At 70.8% G+C, this 25356-nt stretch carries 23 protein-coding genes; 15 read left to right on the top strand and 8 right to left on the bottom strand.

Annotated elements, in window-relative coordinates; translation table 11 throughout:
• Positions 1–2: 2 nt before the first annotated feature.
• Positions 3–476, bottom strand: a complete 474-nt coding sequence (locus R9Z33_RS12435; protein WP_318646895.1) for a DUF192 domain-containing protein — start codon at positions 474–476, stop codon at positions 3–5.
• Between the two features lie 8 nt (positions 477–484).
• The gene (locus tag R9Z33_RS12430; RefSeq protein ID WP_318646894.1) at positions 485–1588 is read right to left on the bottom strand and encodes an arginase family protein; all 1104 of its coding nucleotides are present in this window, start codon (positions 1586–1588) and stop codon (positions 485–487) included.
• Between the two features lie 59 nt (positions 1589–1647).
• Between R9Z33_RS12430 and R9Z33_RS12425 the strand changes: the two genes are divergently transcribed.
• Entirely contained in the window at positions 1648–2043 is a 396-nt protein-coding gene (locus tag R9Z33_RS12425) for a low affinity iron permease family protein (protein ID WP_318646893.1), read from the top strand.
• On the opposite strand, the gene prpB is transcribed toward R9Z33_RS12425, so the two are convergent.
• Both prpB and R9Z33_RS12415 read right to left on the bottom strand, forming a co-directional pair.
• Positions 2018–2935, bottom strand: coding sequence for a methylisocitrate lyase (prpB, locus tag R9Z33_RS12420; protein ID WP_318646892.1), 918 nt, complete (start codon positions 2933–2935; stop codon positions 2018–2020). The genes R9Z33_RS12425 and prpB overlap by 26 nt on opposite strands.
• Before the next feature lie 67 nt (positions 2936–3002).
• Positions 3003–4385 (bottom strand): sodium:proton antiporter, encoded by a 1383-nt coding sequence (locus R9Z33_RS12415; RefSeq protein WP_318646891.1) that lies wholly within the window; start codon positions 4383–4385, stop codon positions 3003–3005.
• A 146-nt stretch (positions 4386–4531) separates the two neighbouring features.
• Here R9Z33_RS12415 and R9Z33_RS12410 point away from each other — a divergent pair, with 146 nt between their 5' ends.
• Positions 4532–5134, top strand: coding sequence for an SRPBCC family protein (locus tag R9Z33_RS12410; protein ID WP_318646890.1), 603 nt, complete (start codon positions 4532–4534; stop codon positions 5132–5134).
• Complete coding sequence (locus R9Z33_RS12405; protein ID WP_318646889.1) at positions 5131–6021, top strand: AAA family ATPase; 891 nt, start codon at positions 5131–5133, stop codon at positions 6019–6021. Before R9Z33_RS12410 ends, R9Z33_RS12405 begins: the two co-directional genes overlap by 4 nt.
• Positions 6022–6044: 23 nt before the next feature.
• On the opposite strand, the gene R9Z33_RS12400 is transcribed toward R9Z33_RS12405, so the two are convergent.
• The gene (locus R9Z33_RS12400; protein ID WP_318646888.1) at positions 6045–6524 is read right to left on the bottom strand and encodes a hypothetical protein; all 480 of its coding nucleotides are present in this window, start codon (positions 6522–6524) and stop codon (positions 6045–6047) included.
• Positions 6525–6660: 136 nt separating this feature from the next.
• Between R9Z33_RS12400 and R9Z33_RS12395 the strand changes: the two genes are divergently transcribed.
• From R9Z33_RS12395 to R9Z33_RS12380, 4 genes are read left to right on the top strand one after another with little or no spacing between them, the layout of a single operon-like run.
• Positions 6661–7764: a vWA domain-containing protein gene (locus tag R9Z33_RS12395; protein ID WP_318646887.1), complete on the top strand. Its 1104-nt coding sequence runs from the start codon at positions 6661–6663 to the stop codon at positions 7762–7764.
• Entirely contained in the window at positions 7761–8075 is a 315-nt protein-coding gene (locus tag R9Z33_RS12390) for an XdhC family protein (protein WP_318646886.1), read from the top strand. Before R9Z33_RS12395 ends, R9Z33_RS12390 begins: the two co-directional genes overlap by 4 nt.
• Positions 8072–8746 carry an XdhC family protein gene (locus R9Z33_RS12385; protein ID WP_318646885.1) on the top strand — a complete coding sequence of 225 codons (675 nt, stop codon included), beginning with the start codon at positions 8072–8074 and terminating at the stop codon, positions 8744–8746. The genes R9Z33_RS12390 and R9Z33_RS12385 overlap by 4 nt, the downstream gene beginning before the upstream one ends.
• Positions 8743–10416, top strand: a complete 1674-nt coding sequence (locus R9Z33_RS12380) for a molybdopterin-binding/glycosyltransferase family 2 protein (protein ID WP_318646884.1) — start codon at positions 8743–8745, stop codon at positions 10414–10416. The genes R9Z33_RS12385 and R9Z33_RS12380 overlap by 4 nt, the downstream gene beginning before the upstream one ends.
• A gap of 13 nt (positions 10417–10429) precedes the next feature.
• Here R9Z33_RS12380 and R9Z33_RS12375 read toward each other — a convergent pair whose 3' ends face one another.
• The gene (locus tag R9Z33_RS12375) at positions 10430–17386 is read right to left on the bottom strand and encodes an autotransporter outer membrane beta-barrel domain-containing protein (RefSeq protein WP_318646883.1); all 6957 of its coding nucleotides are present in this window, start codon (positions 17384–17386) and stop codon (positions 10430–10432) included.
• A 341-nt stretch (positions 17387–17727) separates the two neighbouring features.
• Here R9Z33_RS12375 and R9Z33_RS12370 point away from each other — a divergent pair, with 341 nt between their 5' ends.
• A complete protein-coding gene (locus R9Z33_RS12370) occupies positions 17728–18663 on the top strand; it encodes a hypothetical protein (RefSeq protein ID WP_318646882.1) in 936 nt (311 codons plus the stop codon).
• 19 nt (positions 18664–18682) lie between these two features.
• Here R9Z33_RS12370 and R9Z33_RS12365 read toward each other — a convergent pair whose 3' ends face one another.
• Entirely contained in the window at positions 18683–19132 is a 450-nt protein-coding gene (locus R9Z33_RS12365) for a Fur family transcriptional regulator (protein ID WP_318646881.1), read from the bottom strand.
• Positions 19133–19176: 44 nt separating this feature from the next.
• On the opposite strand from R9Z33_RS12365, the gene hisI reads away from it, so the two are divergent.
• From hisI to R9Z33_RS12330, 7 genes are read left to right on the top strand one after another with little or no spacing between them, the layout of a single operon-like run.
• Positions 19177–19605 carry a phosphoribosyl-AMP cyclohydrolase gene (gene hisI / locus R9Z33_RS12360; RefSeq protein ID WP_318646880.1) on the top strand — a complete coding sequence of 143 codons (429 nt, stop codon included), beginning with the start codon at positions 19177–19179 and terminating at the stop codon, positions 19603–19605.
• Positions 19602–20582 carry a CobW family GTP-binding protein gene (locus R9Z33_RS12355; RefSeq protein WP_318646879.1) on the top strand — a complete coding sequence of 327 codons (981 nt, stop codon included), beginning with the start codon at positions 19602–19604 and terminating at the stop codon, positions 20580–20582. Before hisI ends, R9Z33_RS12355 begins: the two co-directional genes overlap by 4 nt.
• Positions 20583–20604: 22 nt before the next feature.
• Entirely contained in the window at positions 20605–21195 is a 591-nt protein-coding gene (locus R9Z33_RS12350) for a GNAT family N-acetyltransferase (RefSeq protein ID WP_318646878.1), read from the top strand.
• Complete coding sequence (locus R9Z33_RS12345; RefSeq protein WP_318646877.1) at positions 21192–22064, top strand: carbon-nitrogen hydrolase family protein; 873 nt, start codon at positions 21192–21194, stop codon at positions 22062–22064. The genes R9Z33_RS12350 and R9Z33_RS12345 overlap by 4 nt, the downstream gene beginning before the upstream one ends.
• Positions 22061–23170, top strand: coding sequence for a lipid-A-disaccharide synthase (gene lpxB, locus R9Z33_RS12340; protein WP_318646876.1), 1110 nt, complete (start codon positions 22061–22063; stop codon positions 23168–23170). The genes R9Z33_RS12345 and lpxB overlap by 4 nt, the downstream gene beginning before the upstream one ends.
• A 30-nt stretch (positions 23171–23200) precedes the next feature.
• Positions 23201–23887, top strand: coding sequence for an ABC transporter ATP-binding protein (locus R9Z33_RS12335; RefSeq protein WP_318651591.1), 687 nt, complete (start codon positions 23201–23203; stop codon positions 23885–23887).
• Positions 23888–23942: 55 nt separating this feature from the next.
• Positions 23943–25115 carry an ABC transporter permease gene (locus R9Z33_RS12330; protein WP_318651590.1) on the top strand — a complete coding sequence of 391 codons (1173 nt, stop codon included), beginning with the start codon at positions 23943–23945 and terminating at the stop codon, positions 25113–25115.
• On the opposite strand, the gene R9Z33_RS12325 is transcribed toward R9Z33_RS12330, so the two are convergent.
• The gene (locus R9Z33_RS12325) at positions 25069–25341 is read right to left on the bottom strand and encodes a hypothetical protein (protein ID WP_318651589.1); all 273 of its coding nucleotides are present in this window, start codon (positions 25339–25341) and stop codon (positions 25069–25071) included. The genes R9Z33_RS12330 and R9Z33_RS12325 overlap by 47 nt on opposite strands.
• Between the last annotated feature and the right edge of the window lie 15 nt (positions 25342–25356).

Raw genomic sequence — 25356 nt, 5'->3', positions numbered from 1 at the left:
CCTTACGGCGCGTTGCCGAAGATCCGCTGCAGGACGCGGTCACCCACGCGCAGGTTCAGCCGCTCCGCCGTGCCGCCCGGCACCTCGATGGTGGCGCGCACCGGGCCGCGGCTGTCGATCGTGGCGAGGCTCTGCGGCACCGCGCGCTCGTGGATGCGATGGATGCGGCCATCGGCGGCGACGAAGAGCATGTCGAGCGGGATGAGCGTGTTCCGCATCCACATGCTGCTCTCGCGGGGGGCGCCCCAGTCGAAGATCATCGCCTCGTCCGGCGCCATGGTCGTGCGGAACATCATGCCGATCATCTGCTCGGCCGATTGCAGCGCCATCTCGGCGCGGAAGGCGTGGCGCGTGCCGTCGCGCGTCACGATCACCATGGGCTCTTCCGCGAGGCGTGGTTGCGGACGGTCCACGCCGGGCTGGGCACTGGCGAGGCCGGGAAGGATCAGGGCGAGGGCGAGGAGGAGGCGCTTCATGGCGTGCATCATGCCACAGCTTCCAGCCCCTGCGCGAGAAGGGCCCGGATCTCGTCTCGGATCGGGCCTTCGCGCGGCTCATCGGCCAGGGTGGTGAACCAATGCTCCGGCGGGTTGCGGCCGGCGGCGCGGTGGAAGGTCAGCGCCCGCAGCACCGCCTCGGCCGGCCCGGGCAGGCGGGCGGGCACCGGCAGGTCGTTCAGCGTGGCCCAGCCCCGCGCCCAGCAGCGCGCGACGGTCCAGGGATTGTAGCCGCCACCGCCCAGCAGGATGAAGCGCGGGGCGGCTCCCTTCACCGCCGCGATGAACTCGGCATGGGCGTTGTTGGAAAGGCCGAGACGCGCCAGGGGATCTTCCTCCAGCGCATCCGCCCCGCATTGCAGCATGATGGCCTGGGGCCTGAGGCGCGCGACCAGCGGCAGCACCAGGTGATGCAGCAGGGCGCGCATCTCGCTGTCGTTGAAGCCAGGCGGCACCGGCAGGTTCAGCGCATGCGGCGCCGCGTGCCGCGCGCCGGAAAAGGGCCAGCGCCCGGCCTCATGGATGGAGAGGGTGGTGACGCGGGGCTCCTCCGCGAAGGCGATCTCCACGCCATCGCCGTGATGCGCGTCGATATCGAGGTAGAGGATGCGGGTCAGCCCCTGCCCCAGCCATTCCATCAGCCCGAGCACGGCGTCATTCACGTAGCAGAAGCCGCTGGCGCGATCGCGCAGGCCATGATGCGTGCCCCCGCCCGGCACATGCACCACCCCCCCCTCCGCCGTCAGCCGGGCCGCCAGCAACACGCCGCCCGCGCTGGTAGCAGGGCGGCGGAACACCTCGCGATAGACGGGATTGCCATCGGCGCCGATGCGGTAGCGCTCGCGATCCTCGGGGTCCACGCCCTGTGCCGCCTCGGCGCGCTGGAGGGCGGCGATGTAGCCCGGGTCATGGAAGCGGGTGAGTTCCTGCACCTGTGCCATGGGACTGTCGCGGTATTGGGCGGCGGGCAGCCACCCCAGCGCACGGATCAGGTCGAGCGTGGTGGAGACGCGCGGAATGGCGAGCGGATGCTTCGGGCCATAGGTGGAGCGGCGGTAGATTTCCGAGCCGATGAGGAGGGGGTCAGCCAAGGATGCGCCCTTTCGGCCGCCCCGGTGCAACAGCGGGGCGCGCGTCACGTTGCGATGAGATGGAATCGCAGTCCCGGATCACAAGGCTCGCCCACCGATCGGCGCAGTATGTCAGCCACCCCTGGGCCGTGCTGGCCTCCTTTGCCGCGGTGACCGCCTGCATGGCCGCCGGACTGTTCCTCGCCTTCAGCGATGGATGGCACGACTTCATCAGCTCGACCACCGCGCTCATCACCTTCGTGATGGTCTTCCTGATCCAGAATGCCCAGAACCGAGACACGCAGGCGATCCAGCTGAAGCTGGACGAGCTGATCCGCGTGACCGCCGGCGCCAGGAACGACATGATCGCCCTGGAACGCGAAAGCGAAGACACGCTCGACCAGGTGAAGTCAGAGCTATCCGAGGCCTGCGGGGAGGCCCGGCCAGACGCTACTGCGGCATCGCGGTCGGAATGATGGTCCGCACCAGGCTCGCATCCAGCTCCTCATACTTGTGGTAGCCGATGGTCTCGTAGAGTTCGGCGCGGGTCTGCATGCGGTCCACGGCATTCTGCGCGCCGCCCTCGGCCGCGATCTGGGCATAGAGCTGGTCCCAGGCCTTGGCGGCGATGCGAAGATGCGTCACCGGCCAGATCACCATGTCATAACCGAGCGCCTGGAACTCCTCCTTGGTCAGGAAGGGCGTGCGGCCGAACTCGGTCATGTTGGCGAGCAGCTTCACGCCGGGCATGCGGGCCCGGAACTCGCGGAACATCTCCACCGTGGTCAGCGCCTCGGGGAAGATCGCATCCGCGCCGGCCTCGAGGTAGCGCTGCGCGCGGGCGACTGCGGCATCCATCCCCTCGCTCGCCACCGCATCGGTGCGGGCGATGATGTAGAGGTGGCGGCGGGCGCGGTGGGCGGCGGCGACCTTGGCGCACATCTCATCGGCGCTGGCCAGCTTCTTGTCGTTCAGGTGACCGCACTTCTTGGGCAGCAGCTGGTCTTCCAGATGGACGGCCCCTGCCCCCGCATCCTCGAAGGCGCGGACCATGTGCATGACGTTCAGCGCCTCGCCATAGCCCGTGTCGCCGTCCACCAGCAGCGGCAGGCCGGTGGAGCGCGCCACCTGGCGGATGAAGAAGCACACATCCTCGATGGTGATCATGCCGAGGTCGGGCAGGCCCATGGAGGCGGACATGGCGGCACCCGAGAGATAGAGCGCCTCGAAGCCATGCTTCTTGGCCAGCAGCCCCGCGATGCCGAGATGGGCCCCCGGCATGCCGAGGATCTCGGGGCGGTCCAGCAGGGCGCGGAAGCGCTCGCCGGCGGGTTCCTGGGGCAGATCGGCGCCGATCACATAGGGCATGGGTTTGGCCTTCCTCTAACGGTTGGCCCGAGTTTAACCCGCCCCCCCGGACAGAAGAAGGGAGCCCTCAGAAGAAGATGAGGGTCACCAGCACGAAGAGCGGCACCAGGAAGATCAGCGCCCAGGCGCAATAGCCGAAGAAGGAGGGCATGCGCACGCCATTCTCCTCGACGATCGCCTTGACCATGAAGTTGGGCGCATTGCCGATATAGGAGTTGGCCCCCATGAAGACCGAGCCGGCCGAGACCGCGGTCAGCGTCGCCGCCCCCTGCGTCATCAGGTAGTTCGGATCGCCGCCCGCGAGGTTGAAGAAGACCAGGTAGGTCGGCGCATTGTCGAGGAAGCTGGACAGCACGCCGGACATCCAGAAATAGACCCAGGGGATGGGCGCGCCCGACGCGTCGGAGGTGAGGGCGACCAGCGCCGCGGCCGAGCCCTCGGGCCCCGCCTTCAGGATGGCCAGAACCGGCCCCATGCAGAGGAAGATCGCGGCGAACAGCTTCGCGACCTCCGCCATCGCGCCCCAGGCGAAGCCATTGGCCTCGCGCAGCGCGTTGGAGGTGATCAGCATCGAGACGACCGTGACGGCGAGGAAGATGCCGATCGCGACGACACGCTCGAGGCCCACGGTCTCGCTCAGGATCTGCACGTCGCCTGGCTTCCAGATGCCCTGCAGCAGCACGCCCAGCACCACGACGCCGATCAGCCAGACATTGGGCCAGCCCTCGATGCTGAGCTTCTCGCGCGGGGCGGTGTCGGCCGGGCGGGCGGGCTCGCGGGCGTAGAGGAGACTGTCCAGCGCGTAGAAGATGGCGAGCAGGATCACGGCGCAGAACAGGAAGGGCAGGAAGAGGTGCGTCGTCGGCCAGAAGAAGGACACGCCCTTGAGGAAGCCGAGATAGAGCGGCGGATCGCCGATCGGTGTCAGGCTGCCGCCGATGTTCGAGACGAGAAAGATGAAGAAGACGAAGATGTGCACCTTGCGCGTGCGGTGCTGGTTCGCCCGCAGCACCGGGCGGATCAGCAGCATGGAGGCGCCGGTCGTGCCCATGAAGCTCGCCAGAATGGTCCCGATGGCGAGCAGCGCCGTGTTGGTGAGCGGCGTGCCGACCAGCGTGCCGCGCAGCAGCACCCCGCCGCCCGTGGTGTAGAGCGCCAGCAGCAAGACGATGAAGGGAATGTATTCCTGCACCGCGACGAAGACCACCTCCTGCGCCGCCATGGCGGGGCCGAAGGCGATGAGGAAGGGCAGCAGGAAGAAGCCGCCCCAGAAGGCCGCCACCTTGCCGTAATGATGATGCCAGAAGCCCGGCGTCAGGATCGGCATGAGGGCGATAGATAGCAGGATGCCTGCGAAGGGCAGCGTCCAGACGAGGCCGAGCTGCCGCCCGTCGATCGCCGCGGCCTCGGCCGGGCCGGCAAGGCAGGCGAGCAGCAGGGCTAGGGGCAAGGCGTGCAAGATGAAGCTCCGGACAGGACCGTGAAGGTCTTTTCCCGAATGGACCGGCCGCGTCAATGCGCCAGGGCCGCGCGGCGGGGGGGTTTGCGCCCGGGCAGCGCCACCCCTAATAACGGGGCGATTGGCGGAGTATCCACATGGAAATGAATGGCGAGCGGCAGATTGCCGCCCCGCGCGAGCTGGTCTGGCAAGCGCTGAATGACCCCGATGCGCTCAAGGCCGCCATTCCCGGCTGCGAATCCATCGAGAAGGTCTCGGACACCGAGCTGGCGGCGAAGCTCGCCATCAAGATCGGCCCGATGGCGGCGAAGTTCACCGCCAAGGTGAAGCTCGAGAACCTGAACCCGCCGGCCAGCTACACGATCAGCGGCGAGGGCAATGGCGGCGCCATGGGCTTCGCCAAGGGCGGCGCCGACGTGGCGCTGGATGCCGTGAGCCCGACCGAGACCCTGCTGCGCTACAGCGTGAAGGCGCAGGTCGGCGGCAAGATGGCGCAGCTCGGCGCACGCCTGATCGACAGCACCGCCAAGCAGATGGCCGACCAGTTCTTCGACCGCTTCGCCGCGGCCCTGGCGCCGAAGGTGGAGGCCCCCGGCGCCGCACCCGCCCCGGCCCCCGCGCCGGCTGCGATCTCGATCTTCTCTCTCATCCCCACGGAGTTCATGGGCATGCCTCTCTTCTTCTGGCTCGGCAGCGGCGCGATGCTTTGGGTGCTCTACCTGATCTTCCTGTCCTCGTGAGCCGGAACCTGCCCGTCGATGTGGCGGCGACGGCGGGGCTTCTCGCCGCCGGCGGCTATGTCGCGGACACGGCGCTCGCCACCACGGTCCATCTGGCGCTCCGCATGGGCCGGCCGCTCTTCCTCGAGGGCGAGCCCGGCACCGGCAAGACCGAGATCGCCAAGGTCCTGGCCGCGCAGCTCCCGCGCAAGCTGGTGCGGCTGCAATGCTATGACGGGCTGGATCTCTCCGCCGCGGCCTATGAGTGGAACCATGCGCGCCAGCTCATGGCGATCCGCCTGGCCGAGGTCGCGGGCAATGTGGCCGACATCGAGAGCTCGATCTACGACCGCCGCTATCTCGAATCCCGCCCCCTGCTCCAGGCGCTGGAGGGCGAACCAGCCGTCCTGCTGATCGACGAGCTCGACCGCGCGGACGAACCGTTCGAGGCCTTCCTTCTCGAAGTCCTGGCCGATTTCCAGATCACTGTGCCCGAACTGGGCACGCTGCGCGCCGAGACGCCGCCGGTGGTCATCATCACCTCCAACCGCACGCGCGAGGTGCATGACGCGATCCGCCGCCGCTGCCTCTACCATTGGGTGGACTACCCCGATGCGGCGCGGGAGAAGGCGATCCTGGCGCTGCGCGCGCCCGCGGTCTCCGCGACGCTGTCCGCCCAGGTGGTCGCCTTCGTGCAGAAGCTGCGCGAGGGGGACTACTTCAAGCTGCCCGGCGTGGCCGAGACGATTGACTGGGCCAATGCCCTCTCTGCCCTCGATGCGCGCGAACTGGAGCCGGCCTCGGTGGATGCGACGCTGGGCGTCCTGCTGAAATACCAGGACGACATCGCCAAGCTGAAGGGCGAGGAAGCCGCTCGCCTGGTGGCGGAAGCGCGCGAAAGCGCGTGAACGCCGCGCCCGCCGGCCGGCTGTCAGCTGTTCCGGTGGGCGCAGTTCTCGACCGCGACGAAGACCTGCTCCATCGTCACGCCTTGAAGCTGGTAGGGAAAGATCGTCCCTTGCACATCCACCTCGAAGCGCCCGCGCAAGGACATGATCTGCTGTGTCTGCTGGTTGTTCAGCTCGACCACGGTGCGCGGGCCGATCAGCCCGCCCCCCGTCTGGACCATGCCGCGCGGCGTGGTGACCGCGACCTGGACCGTTCGCCCGGTGCCGACGGCCGGCATGGTGATGATGTAGTTCCGGCCGACATTCCAGAACACGCGGAAGCCGCCGCCGAGCCCGGGAACCAAGCCGTAGCAGCGGTCGAACCGGCCACCCTCCCAGACGCGCAGGATGTCCACGTTGCCGACGCGGCCGACCTTCTCGTCGCGGCGTTGCGCCTGCGCCGTGGGAACGATCAGGGCACAGGACAGGATTGCTCCGACGAGCACGGACAGGACAGGCTTCATGTTGGCTCCTCAACCTTGAGCGGAGCCTAGGGCGGTGCTGATTCCGGGCGCAAGGGGTGTGGAACGGGCGGCGACGGCATCAGCGGCCCTGGCGCCCAATCTCCTGGCATTCGTCCGTCTCCTCCGCCGCGCGGGCATGCAGGTCGGGCCCGGCGACGCGCTGGGGGCGGCCGAGGCGCTGACCCTGATCGAGCTGGGCGACCGCGCGAGCGTGCGCGCCGCGCTCAAGGCCACGCTGCTGCGCCGGCATGAGCAGGCGGAGATCTTCGACGCCGCCTTCGAGCTGTTCTGGCGCGACCCCGAGCGTGCCGCCGCCGCCGCCGCCTTCGCCTTGATGGAGGCGCAGAAGCCCGAGGAGAAATCCAAGCCCGGTGGCCGGCGCATCGCCGAGGCCATGGCGGGGGACCGCCCCAAGCCGCCGCCGCCGCCCCCCGAGGAACAGCCCCGCCAGCTCGACGCCGCCATGACCGTCTCGGAGCGCGAGCGGCTCCAGACCATGGATTTCGAGGCGATGAGCGCCGCCGAGATCAATGCCGCGAAGCAAGAGATCCGCCGCCTCGTCCTGCCGCTGGATGAGCGGCCGACGCGCCGCTTCCGCACCGACCCGCTCGGCCCCCGCGTGGACATGCGCGCGACCCTGCGCGCCACCACCCGCCAGGGCGGCGAGTTCCGCGCCATCCTGCGCCGCCGCCGCATCACCCGCCCGCCGCCGCTCGTCGCCATCTGCGACATCTCCGGCAGCATGGCGCGCTACGCGCAGATCCTGCTGCATTTCCTGCATGCGGTGACGAATGACCGCGAGCGGGTGCACAGCTTCCTCTTCGGCACGCGGCTCTCCAACATCACCCGCCAGCTCAAGCACCGCGACCCCGAGATCGCCTTCGAGATGGTCTCCCACATGGTGCCCGACTGGTCCGGCGGCACGCGCATCGGCGAGGCTCTGGAGGATTTCAACCGGCATTGGGGCCGCCGGGTGCTGGGCCAGGGCGCCGTGGTCCTGCTCATCACCGATGGGCTGGACCGCGAGGGCGGCCGCGGCCTCGCCGAGGCCACCGACCGGCTGAAACGTTCCTGCCGGCGACTGATCTGGCTCAATCCCCTGTTGAGATATGCGGGGTTCCAACCCAAATCCCAGGGCATCAAGGCCATGCTGCCGCATGTCCACGAATTCCGCCCGGTCCATAACCTCGCGAGCCTGCGCGAGCTGATCGAGGCATTGGGGGAGAAGAAGCGCCGATGAGCGAGGACATCCTGGCCACCGCCGCCACCTGGGCCGCCGAGGGCGAGCAAGTCGCGCTCGCCACGGTGGTCGAGACCTGGGGCAGCAGCCCGCGCCCGGCGGGCTCGATGCTGGCCGTCACCGCCTCGGGCCGGATGGCGGGCTCCGTCTCGGGCGGCTGCATCGAAGGCGCGGTCGCCGATGTGGCGATGCAGGCCATGCGCGACGGCAAGCCGCAGCTGCTCGATTTCGGCATCTCCGATGAGCGCGCCTGGGAAGTGGGCCTCGCCTGCGGCGGCAAGCTCAAGGTCTTCGTGGAAAAACTCGGATGACGCCGGAACTCCTCTCCCGCCTGCAGGCCGCGCGCGCGGCGCAGCGCCCCGTCGTGCTGCTGACGCGGCTTTCGGATGGCGAGCAGCATCTCTGGCCCGAGGATGCGCTGCCGGGCGCCCTGGCCGATGCCGCGCAGCAGGCGCTGAACTCGGACCGCACCGCGACGCTCGCGCTGGATGGCGAGAGCTGGTTCCTCCAGCCCTTCAACCCGCCGCTGCGCCTCATCATCGTGGGCGCGGTGCATGCGGGCCAGGCGCTGGCGCCGCTCGGCGCCGCCATGGGCTTCGCCGTCACCGTGATCGACCCGCGCGGCAGCTTCGCGACCGAGGAGCGCTTCCCCGGCGTGGCGCTGAACCATGAGTGGCCGGATGAGGCGATGGCGGCACTGGCACCCGATGCCCGCACCGCCGTGGTCACGCTGACGCATGACCCCAAGCTCGATGACCCGGCGCTGGATGTCGCGCTGAAGAGCCCCGCCTTCTACATCGGCGCCCTCGGCAGCAAGCGCACCCATGCCAAGCGCGTGGAGCGGCTGAAGGAGATGGGCCATGACGAGGCTGCCATCGCGCGCATTGCCGCACCGGTCGGCCTCGACATCGGCGCGGTGACGGCGCCCGAGATCGCGCTCTCCGTCATCGCGCAGATCGTGGCGCGCAGGCGCGGCAAATGATCTTTGGCCCGACGCCGCTGGACGAAGCCGAGGGCGCCATCCTCGCGCACAGCGTCCGCCTGAAGGAGCGCGTGCTGAAGAAGGGCACGGTGCTGGATGCCGAGGCCATCGCCGCACTCCGCGCCGCCGGCCTGGGCGAGGTCATCGCCGCCCGCCTCGGCCAGGGCGACGTGCCGGAAGATGAGGCCGCGGGCCGCCTGGCCGATGCCCTGCTCTCCCCCCTCATCGCCCGCAGCCGCGCCGCGACGGGGCGGGTGAACCTGGTGGCCGAGACGACCGGCCTGCTCACGGTCGATGCGGCCCTGGTGGACCGGCTGAACGCGCTGGATGAGAGCATCACGCTGGCGACCCTGCCCAATTTCAGCATGGTCCAGCCCAAGGAGATGCTGGCCACGCTGAAGATCATCCCCTTCGCCGTGCCGGGCGCGGCACTCGGCGTCGCCGAGGTGCTGCTCCGCCAGCACCCGGTGCTGACGCTGCACCCCTTCCGGCCGCTCAAGGTGGGACTGGTACTGACCGAACTGCCCGGCGTGAAGGAGAGCGTCATGGAGGGCGCCGTCGAGGTGACGGGGGCCCGCATCGAGGCGCTGATGGGCCGCCTCCTCCCGGTGGAGCGTGTGCGGCACGAGACGGCCGCCACGGCCGATGCGCTGCGCCGGCTGCTGCGCCAGGGGGCGGAGATGCTGCTGATCGCCGGCGCCTCCGCGACCGTGGACCGGCGCGATGTCGGCCCTGCGGCCATTGTGAAGGCGGGCGGGCGGATCGAGCATTTCGGCATGCCGGTGGACCCGGGCAACCTGATCTGCCTCGGCTCCGTGGGCCCCGCGGGGAGCGAGGTTCCGGCCATGGTGCTGCCCGGCTGCGCCCGCAGCCCCAAGCTCAATGGCTTCGACTGGGTGTTGCAGCGCCTCTTCGCGGGCCTGCCGGTCCGCGCGCGGGACATCATGGGCATGGGTGTCGGCGGGCTGCTGAAGGAGATCGAGACGCGGCCCCTGCCCCGCGCCAAGGCGCCGCAGGCCCCGCCGCCCGCCCAGGCCCCGCGCCGCCCGCGCCAGGTGGCGGGCCTCGTCCTTGCCGCCGGTCGCTCGCGCCGCATGGCGCCGCTGAACAAGCTGCTGGTGGCCGATGCCCAGGGCGTCGCCATGGTGACGCGCGTGGTGGACAATGTGATCGCAAGCGGCGTGCGCCCCGTCCTCGTCGTCACCGGCCATGAGCGCGAACGGGTGGAGGAGGCGCTCGCTGGCCGCCCCATCCTCTTCGTCCATGCCGAGGACTACGCCGAGGGGCTTTCCGCCAGCCTCAAGGCCGGCCTTGCCGCGCTGCCGCCCGAGCCCGAGGGCGTGCTGGTGGCGCTGGGCGACATGCCGCTGGTGGACAGCGCCGTGATGGCCCGGCTGCTCGCCGCCTTCGACCCGGAGGAGGGCCGCGCCATCGTCCAGCCCACCTTCCGCGGCAAGCAGGGCAACCCGGTTCTGTGGGGCCGCGAGTTCCTGCCGGAGATGATGGCCATCACCGGCGATGTCGGCGCCCGCCAGCTGGTCGGCAAGCATGCCGACCGCCTGATCGAGGTGGAGGTCGCCGATGACGGCGTGCTGCGCGACTTCGACACGGTGGATTCACTGAAGGCCGCACCCGGCTTCGGGAAGGCGGGCCCGAGCCGCAAGGGCTGAGGCCGCTCCCGCCTCAGAAGCGGTAGGCCAGCGCGAAGGACCCGCCATGGCCGGTCAGGTTCGCGCTGTACTCGCCCTCATACTGGAGGCGCAGCTCCAGCCGGTTGGTGGCATAGACCTGCACGCCGGCCACGACGCGCCCCACCACCTGGTCGGTCTGCACCTGGCTCGAGAAGCGGCCTGCGGCGGCCGGCGCGCCGACCAGCCGGCTCTGCTGGGTCCAGTCGCCCGAGCTGAGCAGGCTGACGCCCGCCGAGGTGAAGAGCCGCAGCACCGTGCCATCCTGCAGGTTCACGCGCCCACCCAGCTCCAGCGCCGGCGTCAGCCCCGCCACCGTGTTGGAGGCGGCCGCCACGTCGAGGTTGAGCAGCCCCGCCCCGCTCTCGCGATAGGCGCCGCTGCGCGCATGCACGAGGCTGAGCGTCATCGAGGGCCGCAGGTAGAATTCCTCGCGGCCGATCGTGTAGGTGGCGCGCAGCGCGCCGCCCACCTGCGCCAGCGTCGGGCTGCCCCGCGCGATCGAGCCGAAGCCCGGCAGCGTGATGGTGCGCGTGCTGTTGAACTCGCCCCCGCCGCCGAAGACGGCGCCGGAGAAGAGCCAGGGGCCGGTCTGGTACTTGCCGGTGATGGCGCCGAAGCCCGCCTGGCCGCGGCCGCTGTTCAGCCCGTCCGTCGTGCTGAGGCGGCTGTTCTCATAGGCGATGGAGCCGCCGAGGAACCAGCCGCCGCCCATGTTGCGCTGCCCGCCCACCTGCCAGGTGGTGGAGTTCAGGCGGAAGCTGGAGATGCCGTCCGTGCCCGCCTGCGCGGCGGTCCGCCCGGTCAGCCCACCCCAGATGCACTCGCCCTCGACCAGCATGCTGGTCGTGCCGTCGAATTGCGGGCAGCTCATCGCCGCATTGGCGAAGGCCCGCGCCCCGGCGGCGAGCCGCGCGCCCGGGGCGAAGGCGCTGTTGGGCGAGATCTGCCGCAGCGCCGCGCTATAGGCCGCCTGCCCGCCCGTATCCGCGAGGTTGCCGAGCGTGGCGAAGAGCCTGCCCAGCCCCTGTCCGCCCACATCCCAGGCCGCCTGCATGTAGTTCGCGACGAAGCTGCCATCGCGGCTCAGATTGTAGCCGGCGGGCGTGAAATCCGCATTGGCCGAGACCGAGAAGGTGCCGCCCTTGCGGCTCACGTCATAGCCGAAGATCTCGGTCTGGTCGCCCGTGATCTGGCCCGTGACGGGCCCGCCCACCACGAGGAAGGGCAGCTCCACATTGGGCAGGACGGAGCTGATGCGCGGCCGCACCCGGCCATCCAGGCTCGCGGCGCCGGCCACCGTCATCACGTCCGAGCGGCCGCCCGCGAAATCGGCATCGGGAATCAGGCGGCCTGTGCTGGTCTGGGTGAAGGCGCCGCTTACCGCCGTCACGCCGAAGGCGGTGTGCGAGGCGATGGCGATGCGCCCGGTGTTCACCAGCAGCCCGACATTGGCCGTGGTGCCCGGGTTGTACTGCCCGTTGTTGGTGAAGGTGCCGTTGTTCCCGATGGTGACATTGCCCGTGACGGTGCCGTTGTTCACCGCCTGGCCGGCCGTCATCAGCAGCGCATTGCCCGAGAGCGCGGAGAGGCTGCCCGTGGTGGTGATGCTCACGATGTTGGCGGTGTTAGAACTGTCCACCCAGACGCCGACACCCTGCGGCCCCGAGCCGCCCTGCACGGTGGATTGGATCCCGACGCTGACCGAGCCATCCCCGCCGCTGCCGCGCGACTGCGCGAAGATGCCCACGGAATTGAGGCCGGAGGTTACGATCGGCGCGCTCTGGATGATGTTCACCGCCTCCGCGCGGCTGCTTCCCGTCTGGCCGTACAGCGGCATGAAGGTGACACCCGCGTACAGCTGGTTGCTGTTGACCACCAGCCCGCCGCTGCCGCCGATGCTCTGCGCCAGGATGCCGTAGGCGAGGTCGCCCCGCGTGGTGATGGGCGTGCTGGAGGTGATGTTGACCGAGCCCCCAGCCCCGGAGGGCACGACCGTCTGCGGCTCGAGCTCCGCGTAGTTGGTGGTGGACATGGTGACCGCGTTGCTGGCCGGCAGCCCCGCGATGCCGCCGCCGCCGCCGATGGACTGGGCGACGATGCCATGCGCGGCGAAGCCCGAGGTCTGGATGCCGCCACCCGCCAAAGTCATCGAGATGCCACCGCCCGAGCCGGAGCCGCTGCCTCCGCCCTCCGTGCCGCCGACATTGGCGAACTGGACGGTGGTGCCATTCTCGGTGAAGGCGAAGCCGCCGCCGCCGCCGATGCCCTGGGCCAGGATGCCATAGGCGTGCGCGCCGGCCGTCTGGATCGTGAGGCTGGCATTTATGCCGATGCCGCCGCTGTCGCCCGAACTGCCACTCTGCCCGCCCACCTGGAGGGTGGTCTTCAGGTTCGTGTCACCATAGCTGGCCGAAAGCGTGGAGCCGCGCGCGGCCAGCCCACCGCCGCCGCCGATGGATTGCAGCACGAGCCCCGCGGCGACGGCACCCGCGGTCACGATGGTGGTCGTGCCCGAGAAGCTCACATAGCCGGCATTGCCCGCCGCGCCGCCGTTGCCCCCCACGCCCGCGCCAAGCGCGAGGTCACTTTGCGACTGCGCCGAACCATCCACGCCCGTGCCGCCGCCGCCGCCAATGCTCTGCGCCAGCAGGCCGAAGGCGCCATAGCCCGAGATGCCGGCCACGCCCGTGCTGATCACGCTGCCCGGAGCCATCTGGATGGTGATGGCCCCGCCCGCGCCCGCCGCACCGCCGCCGCCGCCGACCGCCAAGGAGGCCGCGAAACTGGATCCGCTGCTGTTCGAGGTGGCGATGCCACCCATGCCGCCACCGCCGCCGATGCTCTGCAGGACGACGCCGCGCGACCAGTCGCCCTGCGTCGTGATGCGGCCAAACTGGCTGTAGTTGATGGCGCCGCCCTGTCCCGCCGCGCCCCCATTGCCGCCCACCGCGACGCTCGCCGAATAGCCCTGGGTGCTGCTGCCGGTGATCGCGTTGGTCACCGCCTGGCGTGCCTTGGCGACAGGCGAGACCGGGTTGTCGGCCGAGGCATCCGCGCCCGCCGTGCCGCCCACGCCGCCACCACCGCCGATGCTCTGCAGGACGACGCCCGCCGAATCGCCGCCGCTGGTGGCGATCGTGCCGGCCATGTTGGCCACAACAAGGCCGCCATCGCCGCCGGCGCCGCCGGTGCCGCCCACGCTGACGCTGATCTGCGCCGCGCGGGTGACGTTCCCGTCGCCATCCACGGCGCCACCGAGATTGACCGTCGAGCCCTGGGATGTACCGCCGCCGCCGCCGATGCTCTGCGCCATCAGGCCGACCGAGCCCGCGCCATAGGTCTGCAGCGTGGCACCGGCCGCCAGGTTGACCTGGACCACGGAACTGTTGCCGCCCGTGCCGCCGGTGCCGCCGACGCCGATCCCCAGTCCCAGCGAGGCGGTGCTGCCGAAACTCTGCGTGGTGGTGGAGCCGACGCCGCCATTGCCGCCGCCACCGCCGATGCTCTGCGCCACCAGCGCATTGGCGAAGTCGCCATAGGTCGTGATCACGCCGCCATTGATGTTGGCGGTGATGGGGCCGCCCGTCGCGCCCGTGCCGCCGCCGCCGCCCACCGCGACGCTCGTGGACAGCGAGAAGTTCTCCCGGTCGGTCGCCGAGGCCAGGGAGAGGGTGGTTGCCATGGCGGAGGAATCGCCGCCCGCGCCGCCGCCGCCGCCGATGGATTGCAGCAGCACGCCATGCGAGCCCTGGCCCTGGGTGGTGATGCTGCTGGCGCCGCCGAGCGTGAGAAAGACATAGCCGCCAGCGCCGCCCGTGCCGCCCTTGCCGCCCATCGCGTAGGTGAGCGCCGCGGAGTAGCTGGTGTCCGTATCCGGGATGGGGATAGCGGCCGTGAGGGCCGCGGCGGAGGCCGAACCGCCCGCGCCGCCGCCGCCGCCGATGGATTGCAGGACGAGGCCATGCGCATCCACCGGGTTGGTGTTGGTGCCGGCCCGGGTGGACAGCCCGGTCGAGATGGTGATGGCGTTGAGCGTCGCCTGTACGGCGGGGCCGTTGGCATTGGTCGAACTGCCGCCCGCGCCGCCATTGCCGCCGATCGAGACGCCCGCCGAGAAGCCGAGCCCCCCCGCCAGCGCATAGGCGCCGCCGCCCGTGCCGCCGCCACCGCCGATGGATTGCGCGACCATGCCGATGGCGTTCGAGCCGTAGGTGTTGATGGTCCCGCCCGTGGCGTTCAGCACCACCGCGCCGCCCGTCCCACCGGCCGCGCCGGAGCCGCCGATCGCGAGGGCCACGAAGGCGCCCGTGTCCGAGGCATTCCCGCCATTGCCGCCGCCGCCGCCGATGGATTGCGCGACCACGCCATGCGCCAGTTGCCCAAGGGTGGTGATGCTGCCGTTGACGTTCACGGTGACGGTGTCGCCCGCGCCGCCGCCGCTGCCGGTGCCGCCGACCGCGCTCAGCCCGGCGCTCGAATCGCCGCCATTGCCGCCGCCGCCGCCGATGGACTGCGCCAGGATGCCGAGGCTGTTCTGGCCGAAGGTGGTGATGCTGCCGGTGTGCGTGACATTGGCGAAATTGCCATTCGCCGCGGCCGAGCCCGAGCCGCCCAAGGTAACCAGGCCGCCGCTCGAACTGCCGCCCGAGCCGGAATCGCCGCCGATGGACTGCGCCTGGATGGCATTCGCCCCGGCGCCCACGGTCTGGATGAAGCCGCTGTTGTTGATGGTCGCCGAGCCGGTGAAACCGCTCGACCCACCAGAGCCGGCCGGCGCATAGACGACGCCCGCGCCCGTGCCGCCCGTGCCGCCGGTCCCGGTCACCGATTGCGCGACCAGGCCATGCCCCGCATTGCCCCGGGTGAAGATCGTGGCACCGCTGGTGATGAGGACGGTGCCGCTATTGCCGCCCGGCCCGCCATTGGCCGCGTTGCTGGAGATGCCGCCCTGGGAGTTGTAGAGGGCTCCGGCACCGCCCGGGCCGCCCACGCTGCGGGCCAGCACACCGATGGCCTGGAGGCCGTTGACCATCACGCCGGTGCCGGGTGCCAGCGTCACCGTGACGTCATAGCCCCCGCCACCCGCGCCGCCATTGCCGAGGCCCGCGCCGAGCAGGACATTCACCGCGCCGCCCGTCCCGCCCCCACCACCGAGGGATGAGGCGGAGACGCCGTGCGAGCCATCGGCGCCGGTCGTGATGGTCGTGCCGGCATTGATGTTCACGACGATGGGCGCCGATTGACCGCCCGCGCCGCCCGGGCCCGAGTTGCCCTCGCCCGATGTCAGGTTGCCGCCATTGCCGCCCCAGCCACCCTGGGTGATGGCCAGGACGCCGATGGAGTCTTCCCCGGTGGTCGTGATGGTGGTGGCCGCGATGTCCATGCGGATCGCGCCGTTATTCCCGCCATTGCCGCCGACGCCGCCATTCTGCACCAGGCCGCCGGTCTGCTTGTAGTCCAGCCCGACGCCACCCGGTCCGCCCTGGCTGATGGCGGCGACGGCGTGCGAGGTGAAGCCGGTGGTGGCGACCGTGGCCCCGACGATGGTGACGGTGGCAGCATTCACGCCGCTATTCGCCGTCCCCGTGCTGCCGCCATCCCCGGCCTTGCTGTTGTCCTGCGCGACGCCGGTACTGCCGCCCACCCCGCCCTGGGCCGCAGCGAGCACGCCATAGGTCGAGTTCCCGGAGGCCTGGACCTGCACGGCGCCGAGCAGCGCCACCTGCGCCGAGCCCGTGGCGCCGCCGAAGCCGCCCGTCGAGGAATCATAGCCCGAGCCGCCACTGCCACCCCGGCTGAGCGCGGCGACGGCGGCCGCGATCGGCGGGACGCCGCTGCCGGGGGTATAGCCCGTGTTGAGCGTGATGGTGACGGGCAGGTTCGCTGGCCGGGCGGTGCCATCCACCAGGACGCTGGCATTGGAGGCATTGCCGCCGCTGCCGCCATTGTTCCCGCTGTTCACCGACATGACGCCGGCGCCACCCTGGCTCGACGCGACGACCGCGAAGCCGCCCTGGGTGGGCGTCAGCGAATTGGAGGCCGAGAGTTGCGTGGAATTCCAGGTGAAGGCCACCCCGACATTGCCCGTGTTGATGACGGTGGCGGTCCCGCCATTGCCGCCGGGCTGGCCGTCATTGCCAGTGCCCGCCGCGCCGCCGAGCGAGCGGGCGCCCGCGCCCCAGTAGCCGATCGAGACGAGAGGCTGCCCGAGCGAGACGCTCACCGTCCCTGAATTGGTCAGCGTCGCGCTGCCGGCCGCGGCGCCGGGCGCGCCATTCGCCGTGTGGTAGGTCGGGTTCTGGTTGCTGTCAGGGCCCTGGGAGGTCACGTTGCCGCCATTGCCGCCCACGCTGTCCACCAGGAGCGCGGCGCCGCTCAGCAGCGTGCTCGGCGTGCCGACGGAGGCGCCGGCCTGGTTCACGGTGATGGTGGCGGAGTTCGCCAGGGTGGCGGCGCTGCCCGCCCCCGCGTTGCCGGCATTGGCCTGAGCATTGGAGTCGGTGCCGCCATTGCCGCCGATGGAAGCGGCATACACCGTGTTGGCGACATTGGTGGCATTGATCAGGCTGGAGATGGAATGCGTGACCATGCCGGCATTGGTGAAGGAGATGGTAGGGCCGTCGGTGCCCGAGCCGGCGTTGCCGCTGCTGGAACTGGCCCCGCTCTGCCCGTTGGCGATGGACTGCAGGGCTCCCAGGAAGGTCGCCGTCTGCGGCGTCGTCACGTTGAAGGTGCCGTTGTTCACGAAGGTGACGGGCGTGCCGTTGAAGGATTGCCCGGCATAGGGCGTGTTGAAGTTCCCGGCGGGAACCGTGCAGTTCACGGAATCGACCGGGCAGGACACCTCCTGCGCGAGAGTGGCCTCGGGGAGGACCAGCAGCGCGGTCGAGACCATCAGGGCATGGCGAAGGGAAAGGCGGCGCATGCGCGTCTGGACTGGCTGGTTCATTCTCTCTTCCCCGATGGACGCATGCCGGTGCGAATTGCCCGGGCCTGCCGTGCCGCCCTGCCCCGGGCGCGTCGGCTTGCCGCGACCTGAGCAGGGAATGTCAAAATTGACATGACGGCCGCCGGGCGGCCACCGCGCCGCCGCGGCCAAAACTGGGAGCAATGGGCGAAGGGAGTCGCGGATGGCCGCGGCCTCAGCCGGTCGCCACGCCGGCGCAGGGTCTGCCGGCCGGGCTGGGCTGTTGGCGGCGGCACGAAACCGCCTAATTCTGGCGCGCCGCGTCCCGGCCGCACCGGAAGTCCCGGGCCGGCGGCGCCCACAGATTGCCAGAGGTTTCCACCTTGCATGATCTCGCGCCCCGCAGCGCCTCATCCCCCAGCCCGGATCACGAGCCGGGGCTGGATGCGTTGCTGGCCCATCCGGCGCTTCCCGCGGCCCTGCGGCACATCCTGGATGGCTTTCTCCGGCTCCAGGATGGCTGGCTGATCAACAAGCTGAACGCCGATGAGGGCCGGCACTTCTTCACCATCTTCGCCCTGGCCCTGCACGCGGAGCATCTGCTCGACCCCGCACGGCCCGGCCTGACCCTGACCCGGCTGAAGCAGATCTGCGTGCCCCTCGGCCTGATGAGCCATGGCCGCGCCGAGACCAATCTCGGCCTGCTGCGGCGCTCCAACCTCGTGCGCCCCGCGCCGCCCGGAAATGACCGGCGGCAGCGGCGGCTTGAGCCGGCCGAGCCACTGGTCACGCAGGTGCAGACGCGGGTCGGCTTCCACCTGGAGGCGCTGGCCATGCTCGGGCGCGGCGAGGGTCTGCGGGCCCGGCTCGAGTCGGACCCCGGTTTCTTCTGGCGCCTCTCGCTGCTGCGCGCGCGTGCCATCATCGAGGAGCCGAGCATGGTGCTTCGCTTCCCGCCCCTGGCCGCCGTCGCCGATACGGAGGGCGGGTATGTCGTGCTCTGCGCCCTGCTGCATGCCCTGCCCTGGAGCGACCGCAAGCCGGAACCGGGCATGGTGGCCCTGCCCTATGCCGAGCACGCCGCGCGCTTCGGCCTCTCGCGGACGCAGATGCGGCGCGTGGTGCTGCGCCTCGCCGAGCATGGGCTGGTGCGGCCCGCCGCCCCTGGGGGCCAGGCGATCGAGGTGCTGCCGCTGGCCATCGAGACGATGGCGGGCCTCGCCGCGACGCGCCTGCTGCGCTTCGACCGGCTGGGCCGCGCGGCGCTGGCGCCGGGCCTCCCGGCGGTGCTCATGGTGCCCGAGGCCGCGGGCGGCTAGCGGGTGGGCGGCGCCGGGCTCAGTCCTGGCACTTCGCGCAGATGCCCTCCACCTCCACCGTCATCCGACCCGGCTTGAAGCCGGCCCGGGCCGCGGCCGCCTCCAGCGCATGGGCCACCGCATGGTCGGTGAGCTCGGTGGTCGCACCGCAGCGGCCGCAGATCAGGAACTGGTGCTGGTGGTCATGGCCGGCATGGGCGTGGCCGGCCTCGATGCAGGGGAGGAAGGCGTTCAGCCGCTCCAGCTTGTGGATCAGCCCCTGTTCCAGCAGGAAATCCAGCGCGCGATAGACGGTGGGCGGGGCGGCGACGCCGCGTTCCTCGCGCAGCTTGTCCAGCAGCGCATAGGCCCCCATGGGCTGCCCGGCCGAGAGGACGAGGCGCAGCACCTGCCGCCGGAGCGGCGTCAGCTGCGACCCGCGCGCCGCGCATTGCTCGGCCGCTCGGTCCAGGGTCGCTTCGATGTCCATCGGGGCCTCACTCGCGGTTCCGCAATGCCATATAGTGCAGGATGATGACCGGCACCCCTCCCCCCTTGCCCATTCCCGATGAAACCGCCCGCGCGCGCCTCCTCGCCGCGGTCCGCTTCGACACGCGCGGCCTGGTGCCCGCCATCGCCCAGCAGCATGACACGGGCGAGGTGCTGATGATGGCCTGGATGAACGCCGCATCCCTGGACGAGACGCTGGCCACCGGCCGCGCCTGCTACTACAGCCGCAGCCGGGGCGGCCTCTGGCGCAAGGGCGAGAGCTCGGGCCAGGTGCAGAAGGTGGTGGACCTCCGCCTCGATTGCGACGGGGACACGCTGCTGCTGCTGGTGGACCAGAAGGGCGTGGCCTGCCACACCGGGCGGCGCAACTGCTTCTTCCTCGCCCCACGCGATGGCGAGCTCACCGAGATCGCGGCCCCGCTCGTCAGCCCCGAAAGCCTCTACGGCGCATGAAACAGACCCCCGTCACCCTCCTCACCGGCTTCCTCGGCGCCGGCAAGACCACGCTGCTGAACCGGCTGCTGCGCCAGCCCGAGATGGCCGGTACCGCCGTGCTGATCAATGAATTCGGCGAGATCGGCCTCGACCACCTGCTGGTGGAGCGGCTGGACGAGGACACGGTCCTGCTGGCCGCGGGCTGCCTCTGCTGCACCATCCGGGGCGACCTCTCCCGCGCCCTGCGCGACCTCGCGGCGCGGCCGGAGCCGGTGGCCCGCGTCGTGATCGAGACGACGGGCCTGGCCGACCCAGCGCCCATCCTGCAGACGCTGATGAGCGATCCGCTGCTGCTGCGCGACTACCGCCTCGATGGCGTGGTGACGCTGGTGGATGCGGTGCATGGCATGGCGACGCTGGATGAGCAGCCCGAGGCGCTGCGCCAGGCCGCCGTTGCGGACCGCATCGTCATCACCAAGACCGATCTGGCCGACCCCGCGCCGCTCCTCGCGCGGCTTTCGGCGCTGAACCCGATGGCGCCGATCCTGACGGGCGAGGTCGAGGCCGCGCAGCTCATCAACGCCGGCCCCTTCTCCAGCGATGGCAAGCTGCCGCAGATCAGCGACTGGATCGCGGCCGCCGGACATCACCACCACCATCACCACCATGACGTGAACCGGCATGACGCGCGCATCCGCGCGCTCTGCCTGCGCTTCGACGCGCCCCTCCCCTGGGAGGGTGTCGCCAGCTACCTGGAGATGATGGCGATGACGCAGGGCAGCCACGTGCTGCGCATGAAGGCCGTGCTGAACCTCCAGGGCCAGCGCGGCCCGGTGGTGATGCATGGCGTGCAGCACAGCTTCCACCCGCCCCGCATGCTGGAATCCTGGCCCGAGGGCGATGATCGGTCGAGCCGCCTCGTCTTCATCCTGCGCGACCTGGAGCCGCGCGTGGTGGAGGATGGCTTGCGCGCCTTCCTGGCGGCCGCCGCATGAGCGTCTTGCCGGAGGCCGCGGAATGAAAGTCCTGATCGAGACCGTCACGGGGGCCGCGCTGCTGCCGCATGTGCCGGCGCTGGCCCGGCTGCGCGCCGCCGTGTTCGCCGAATGGCCCTATCTCTACGAGGCGCCCGAGGGCGAGGAGGCGCGCTACCTGCGCCACTATGCCGAGGACCAGGGGGCCGCCGTGATCCTGGCGCGCGACGGCGCGGAGATCGTCGGCGCCGCCACCTGCCAGCCCATGGCGGCCACGCACGGCCCGGTGCGTGCCTGCTTCGAGGCGGCGGGCCGCAATCCGCTGGAATACGCCTATTTCGGGGAATCGGTGCTGCTGCCCGCCTGGCGCGGACAGGGCCTGGGCGTCGCCTTCTTTGCGGCGCGCGAGGCGCATGCGCGAAGCCTCGGCCTGCCCCACGCCACCTTCTGCGCCGTGGTGCGCAACATGAACGACCCGCGCCGCCCGGCCAGCTACACGCCGCTCGACGCCTTCTGGCGCAAGCGCGGCTACACGCACCACCCGGAGCTCTCCTGCATCTTCGACTGGACGGAGATCGGCGACAGCAAACCCACGCCCCATTCGCTCTCCTTCTGGCTGAAGGCGCTCGCATGAGGCTCGCCACCCTCGCCTGGCCGGTGGAGCCCACGCCCGATGTCGCGGCCTATGCCGCGAAGCTCGACCATTGGGCCGCCGAGGCGAAGCGCGCGGGGGCAGACCTGCTGCACATGCCCGAATATGCCTGCGTGGAGCTGGGCGCCGCGCTCGCCGGCGGGGCGCCCGATGCGGCCACCGAATTGCGCGCGATGGTCGGGCAGGCGGATGCCATCCTCGCCGCCATGCGGCAGGTGGCACTGCGCCGCGCCCTCTGGCTCCAGCCGGGCAGCCTGCCCATGCGCGATGGCGCGCGCATCATCAACCGCGCGCCGCTGATCGCGCCCGATGGCCGCACGGCCTTCCAGGACAAGCGGCAGATGACGCGCTTCGAGGATGAGCGCTGGGGTGTCTCGGCCGGCGCGCCGCCCCAGGTCTTCGCGACACCCTGGGGGCTCATCGGCATCGCCATCTGCTATGATGCGGAATTCCCCAAGCTGGTCCGCGCCCAGGTCGAGGCCGGCGCCTGGCTCATCCTGGTGCCCACCTGCACGGACACGCTGCACGGCTTCCACCGCGTGCGGATCGGCGCCGCTGCCCGCGCCATGGAGAACCAGTGCTTCGTCGCCCTCGCCCCCACGGTCGGCGGCTTTGCTGCCTCGGTGGCGCTGGATGAGAACCACGGCGCCGCCAGCGTCTTCGGCCCGGTGGATCGCGGCTTCGCCGAGGATGGCGTGGTCGCCGCACGCGCCCTGGATGCGCCCGGCCTGCTGATCACAGAACTTGACCCCGCGCGGCTGGAAGCGGTGCGGACGGATGGCGCCGTGCGCAACCACCGCGACTGGCCGCGTGCGCCCATCCCGCGCCCCGTGCCGGCCGAATTCGCATGACGCTGCTCTATATCGCCGCCGGCGAGGCCTCGGGCGACATCCTGGGCGCGCGCCTCATCGCCGCGCTCCGCGCGCGCGACGCCAGCCTGGACTTCGCCGGCATCGGCGGCGAGCGCATGGCCGAGCAGGGCTTCGTCTCGCTCTTCGACATCCGTCAGCTCGCGCTGATGGGCGTTGCCGAGGTGCTGCCCAGCATCCTGCGCCTGAAGAGGCGCATGGAGGAAACGGTGGCCGACATCACGGCCCGCCGCCCGCGCCTCATCATCACCATCGACAGCCCGGGCTTCACGCTGCGCCTGGCCGCCCGCGTGCGGCATCTCGGCATCCCCGTCATCCACTACGTCGCCCCCCAGGTGTGGGCCTGGCGGCCGGGCCGGGTGAAGAAGATCGCGCAGCGGGTGGACCGCATCCTGGCGCTGCTGCCCTTCGAGGCGCCGATCTTCGAGGCCGCCGGCATCCCCGTGGATTTCGTGGGCCACCCGATCCTGGAAAGCGAGGCCGCCCATGGCGTGGCCGAACGCGCGCCCGGCGAGGGCCGCCGCCTGATCATCATGCCGGGCAGCAGGCGGGGCGAGGTGAAGCGCCTGCTGCCCATCTTCGCCGAATCACTGAAGCGCCTGCCCGCCGACATCCACCCCATCATCGGCCTGGCCGGCACGGTGGAGGAGACAGTGCGCGCCCGCGCCGCCGAATGGGGCCGGCCGGTCAGCATGGTCCGCAGCCCGCAGGACAAGGCCGATGCCTTCGCCGCCGCCCGCGCGGGGCTGATCAAATCCGGCACCTCCTCGCTGGAGGCGGCGGTGGCCGGCCTGCCGCATGTCATCGCCTATACCTTCAACCCGGTCTCCAACTTCATCATCCGGCGGCTGTTCCGCCTGAAATACGCGAGCCTCGTGAACCTGCTGCTGGATGAGCCGGTGGTGCCGGAATTCCTCCTGCCGCATTGCGAGCCGGTGCGGATCTCGGCCGGGTTGACCCGGCTGTTCGAGGAGGATGAGGCCGTCGCCCGCCAGCGCGAGGGCTTCGCCCGGGCGCTCGCCCGCCTCCGCCCCGAGCACGGCCTGCCGAGCGAGGCGGCGGCTGATGCCGTGCTGAGACAGCTTTGACGCGCGCCCGGCCTCGGCTAGCCTTCCCGCATGCTTGAGCTCCGCGGCATCACCCGTAAATTCAAGATCGGTCCCACCGAGCGCACGGTGCTGCACGGCATCGACCTCGACCTCGAGGCGGGGGAACTCGTCTCCCTCATGGGCGGCTCGGGCTCCGGCAAGACGACCTTCATGAACATCGTGGGGCTGCTGGACCGGCCGAGTTCCGGCACCTATCGCATCCGCGGCGAGAATGTGCTGGCCGCGGAGGCCGACGCGCAATCGGCCATGCGCAACAAGATGATCGGCTTCGTCTTCCAGCAATTCTTCCTGATGCCGCGGCTGAACGCCTGGCGGAACGTGGCCCTGCCCCTGATGTATCGCGGCACGCCCGAGCCCGAGGCGCGCCGCCGCGCCGAGGTGATGCTGGAGCGCGTGGGCCTCGGCCAGCACCTGAACCATGTGCCCAACATGCTCTCGGGCGGGCAGAAGCAGCGCGTGGCCATCGCCCGCGCCCTGGTGGGCGAGCCCGCCATCCTGCTGGCCGACGAGCCGACCGGCGCGCTCGACCCCACCGTCAGCCGCGAGATCATGGGCCTGTTCGAGCAGATCAACCGGGACCTCGGCGTGCTGGTGCTGATCATCACCCATGACCCCGGCGTCGCCGCCCGCTGCCGCCGCCGCCTGATGCTCACCCAGGGGCGCCTCGCCGACCAGATGGCGCTGGAGCACGCATGAGCGCCCCCGATCAACGGACGGCGGATAGCCGGAGGCGTGTACCGGTGGCGCAGACATGATCCGCCAGACGCTCATGGAAGCGGCCGGCAACCTGTTGGCCTCCTGGCAGCGCAGCCTGCTCGCCCTGATCGGCATCGTCGTCGGCGCGGGCGCGGTGATTTCCATGCTGCATGCGGGCACCATGGCCCGGCAGGAGACGATCCGGCAGTTCCGCCAGATGGGCACCGACACGCTGGTGCTGCGCGCCGACAGCCCGCAGGGCCTCGGCAATTTCCGCCTGGGCGATATCGAGAGCGTGCCCCTCATGGTGCCGACGGTGAGCGAGATCGCGCCCTTCATGATCGGTGGCGGGCCCGTCACCTATGAAGGACAGACGCGCAATGCCGGCTTCATCGGCGCCACCGGCAGCTTCGCCGATGTGGGCCGCCTGCCCATGGCGCAGGGCCGCTTCCTCTCCCCGCATGACCGGTTCGAGCTGCACGCCGTGCTCGGCTCGGACCTGGCGCAGCAGCTTTCCACCCCCTTCTCGCCCATTCGCGTTGGTTCGCAGATCCGGGTCAGTCGCTATGTCTTCACCGTGATCGGCGTCATCGAGCCGGTGCTGATGAACCCCATGCTGCCGATGGATGTGAACAGCACCCTCTTCCTCTCGGTGCCCAATGCGCGGCGCGTGATGGCGGCGCCCTCGCTCTCCATGGCCGTCGCCCGCCTGCGCGGCGATGCCGATCCGGAGCTGGCGGCCCAGCAATTGCAGCAGCACCTGGGCCCGGGGATGCGGGATTCCACGCTGAACGTGCTCTCGGCCCGGCAGCTCATCGCCGGCATGAACAGCCAGGTGCGCCTCGTGGCGCTGCTGCTCGGCGCGGTCGGCAGCATCGCGCTGGTGCTGGGCGGTGTCGGCGTCATGAACATCATGCTGATGTCGGTGGCCGAGCGGAAGCGCGAGATCGGCATCCGGCTGGCCATCGGGGCCAGGCGGCGGGATGTGCGGCGCCTCTTCCTGAGCGAGGCGCTGATCCTTTCGCTGCTCGGCGCGGCGCTGGGTGTCGCGCTGGGCTATGCCGGCGGCGTGGGCTTCGCCTGGATGTCCGGCTGGCCCGTGCATTTCTCGCCCATCGCAGCACCGCTCGGCGCGGGCGTCTCGCTCGCCGTCGGCGTCTTCTTCGGCTTCTACCCGGCCGTCATGGCCGCGCGCCTGGACCCGATCGAGGCGCTGCGATCGGAGTGAAGCTGGCCGGGTCCGGCAGGGCGATGGGCGGATCGCCCGTCAATTCCATCACCGCCGGCAAGGGCGGCAGGGGCGCACGGACCGGCTCGAAGCTTGCGCCGATGACCGGCTCGCGCAGGGTCGCGGGCGGCGCGCAGGCGGGAACCAGCAGGAGCAGCAGGGCGGCGGCGCGGATCATGCCGGAAGGGAACACCAGCCCGCGCGCGCGGTCGAGGGGGACGATCACCCCGATCGGCAAAAC

Source organism: Sediminicoccus rosea (genome assembly GCF_033547095.1).
Lineage (GTDB): Bacteria > Pseudomonadota > Alphaproteobacteria > Acetobacterales > Acetobacteraceae > Roseococcus > Roseococcus rosea.
Note: the sequence above shows the minus strand (reverse complement) of the source record. Positions and strands in the feature narration are given on the sequence as shown.

What these genes read in the sequence shown, in the direction of transcription:
- hisI (WP_318646880.1), top strand. Translation starts at nt 19,177, where the DNA reads ATGACCGGCACCCCTCCCCCCTTGCCCATTCCCGATGAAACCGCCCGC.
- R9Z33_RS12400 (WP_318646888.1), bottom strand. Translation starts at nt 6,524, where the DNA reads ATGAAGCCTGTCCTGTCCGTGCTCGTCGGAGCAATCCTGTCCTGTGCC.
- R9Z33_RS12345 (WP_318646877.1), top strand. Translation starts at nt 21,192, where the DNA reads ATGAGGCTCGCCACCCTCGCCTGGCCGGTGGAGCCCACGCCCGATGTC.
- prpB (WP_318646892.1), bottom strand. Translation starts at nt 2,935, where the DNA reads ATGCCCTATGTGATCGGCGCCGATCTGCCCCAGGAACCCGCCGGCGAG.
- R9Z33_RS12355 (WP_318646879.1), top strand. Translation starts at nt 19,602, where the DNA reads ATGAAACAGACCCCCGTCACCCTCCTCACCGGCTTCCTCGGCGCCGGC.
- R9Z33_RS12390 (WP_318646886.1), top strand. Translation starts at nt 7,761, where the DNA reads ATGAGCGAGGACATCCTGGCCACCGCCGCCACCTGGGCCGCCGAGGGC.
- R9Z33_RS12375 (WP_318646883.1), bottom strand. Translation starts at nt 17,386, where the DNA reads ATGAACCAGCCAGTCCAGACGCGCATGCGCCGCCTTTCCCTTCGCCAT.
- R9Z33_RS12435 (WP_318646895.1), bottom strand. Translation starts at nt 476, where the DNA reads ATGAAGCGCCTCCTCCTCGCCCTCGCCCTGATCCTTCCCGGCCTCGCC.
- R9Z33_RS12350 (WP_318646878.1), top strand. Translation starts at nt 20,605, where the DNA reads ATGAAAGTCCTGATCGAGACCGTCACGGGGGCCGCGCTGCTGCCGCAT.
- R9Z33_RS12330 (WP_318651590.1), top strand. Translation starts at nt 23,943, where the DNA reads ATGATCCGCCAGACGCTCATGGAAGCGGCCGGCAACCTGTTGGCCTCC.
- R9Z33_RS12395 (WP_318646887.1), top strand. Translation starts at nt 6,661, where the DNA reads ATGCAGGTCGGGCCCGGCGACGCGCTGGGGGCGGCCGAGGCGCTGACC.
- R9Z33_RS12425 (WP_318646893.1), top strand. Translation starts at nt 1,648, where the DNA reads ATGGAATCGCAGTCCCGGATCACAAGGCTCGCCCACCGATCGGCGCAG.
- R9Z33_RS12410 (WP_318646890.1), top strand. Translation starts at nt 4,532, where the DNA reads ATGGAAATGAATGGCGAGCGGCAGATTGCCGCCCCGCGCGAGCTGGTC.
- R9Z33_RS12380 (WP_318646884.1), top strand. Translation starts at nt 8,743, where the DNA reads ATGATCTTTGGCCCGACGCCGCTGGACGAAGCCGAGGGCGCCATCCTC.
- R9Z33_RS12365 (WP_318646881.1), bottom strand. Translation starts at nt 19,132, where the DNA reads ATGGACATCGAAGCGACCCTGGACCGAGCGGCCGAGCAATGCGCGGCG.
- R9Z33_RS12385 (WP_318646885.1), top strand. Translation starts at nt 8,072, where the DNA reads ATGACGCCGGAACTCCTCTCCCGCCTGCAGGCCGCGCGCGCGGCGCAG.
- lpxB (WP_318646876.1), top strand. Translation starts at nt 22,061, where the DNA reads ATGACGCTGCTCTATATCGCCGCCGGCGAGGCCTCGGGCGACATCCTG.
- R9Z33_RS12335 (WP_318651591.1), top strand. Translation starts at nt 23,201, where the DNA reads ATGCTTGAGCTCCGCGGCATCACCCGTAAATTCAAGATCGGTCCCACC.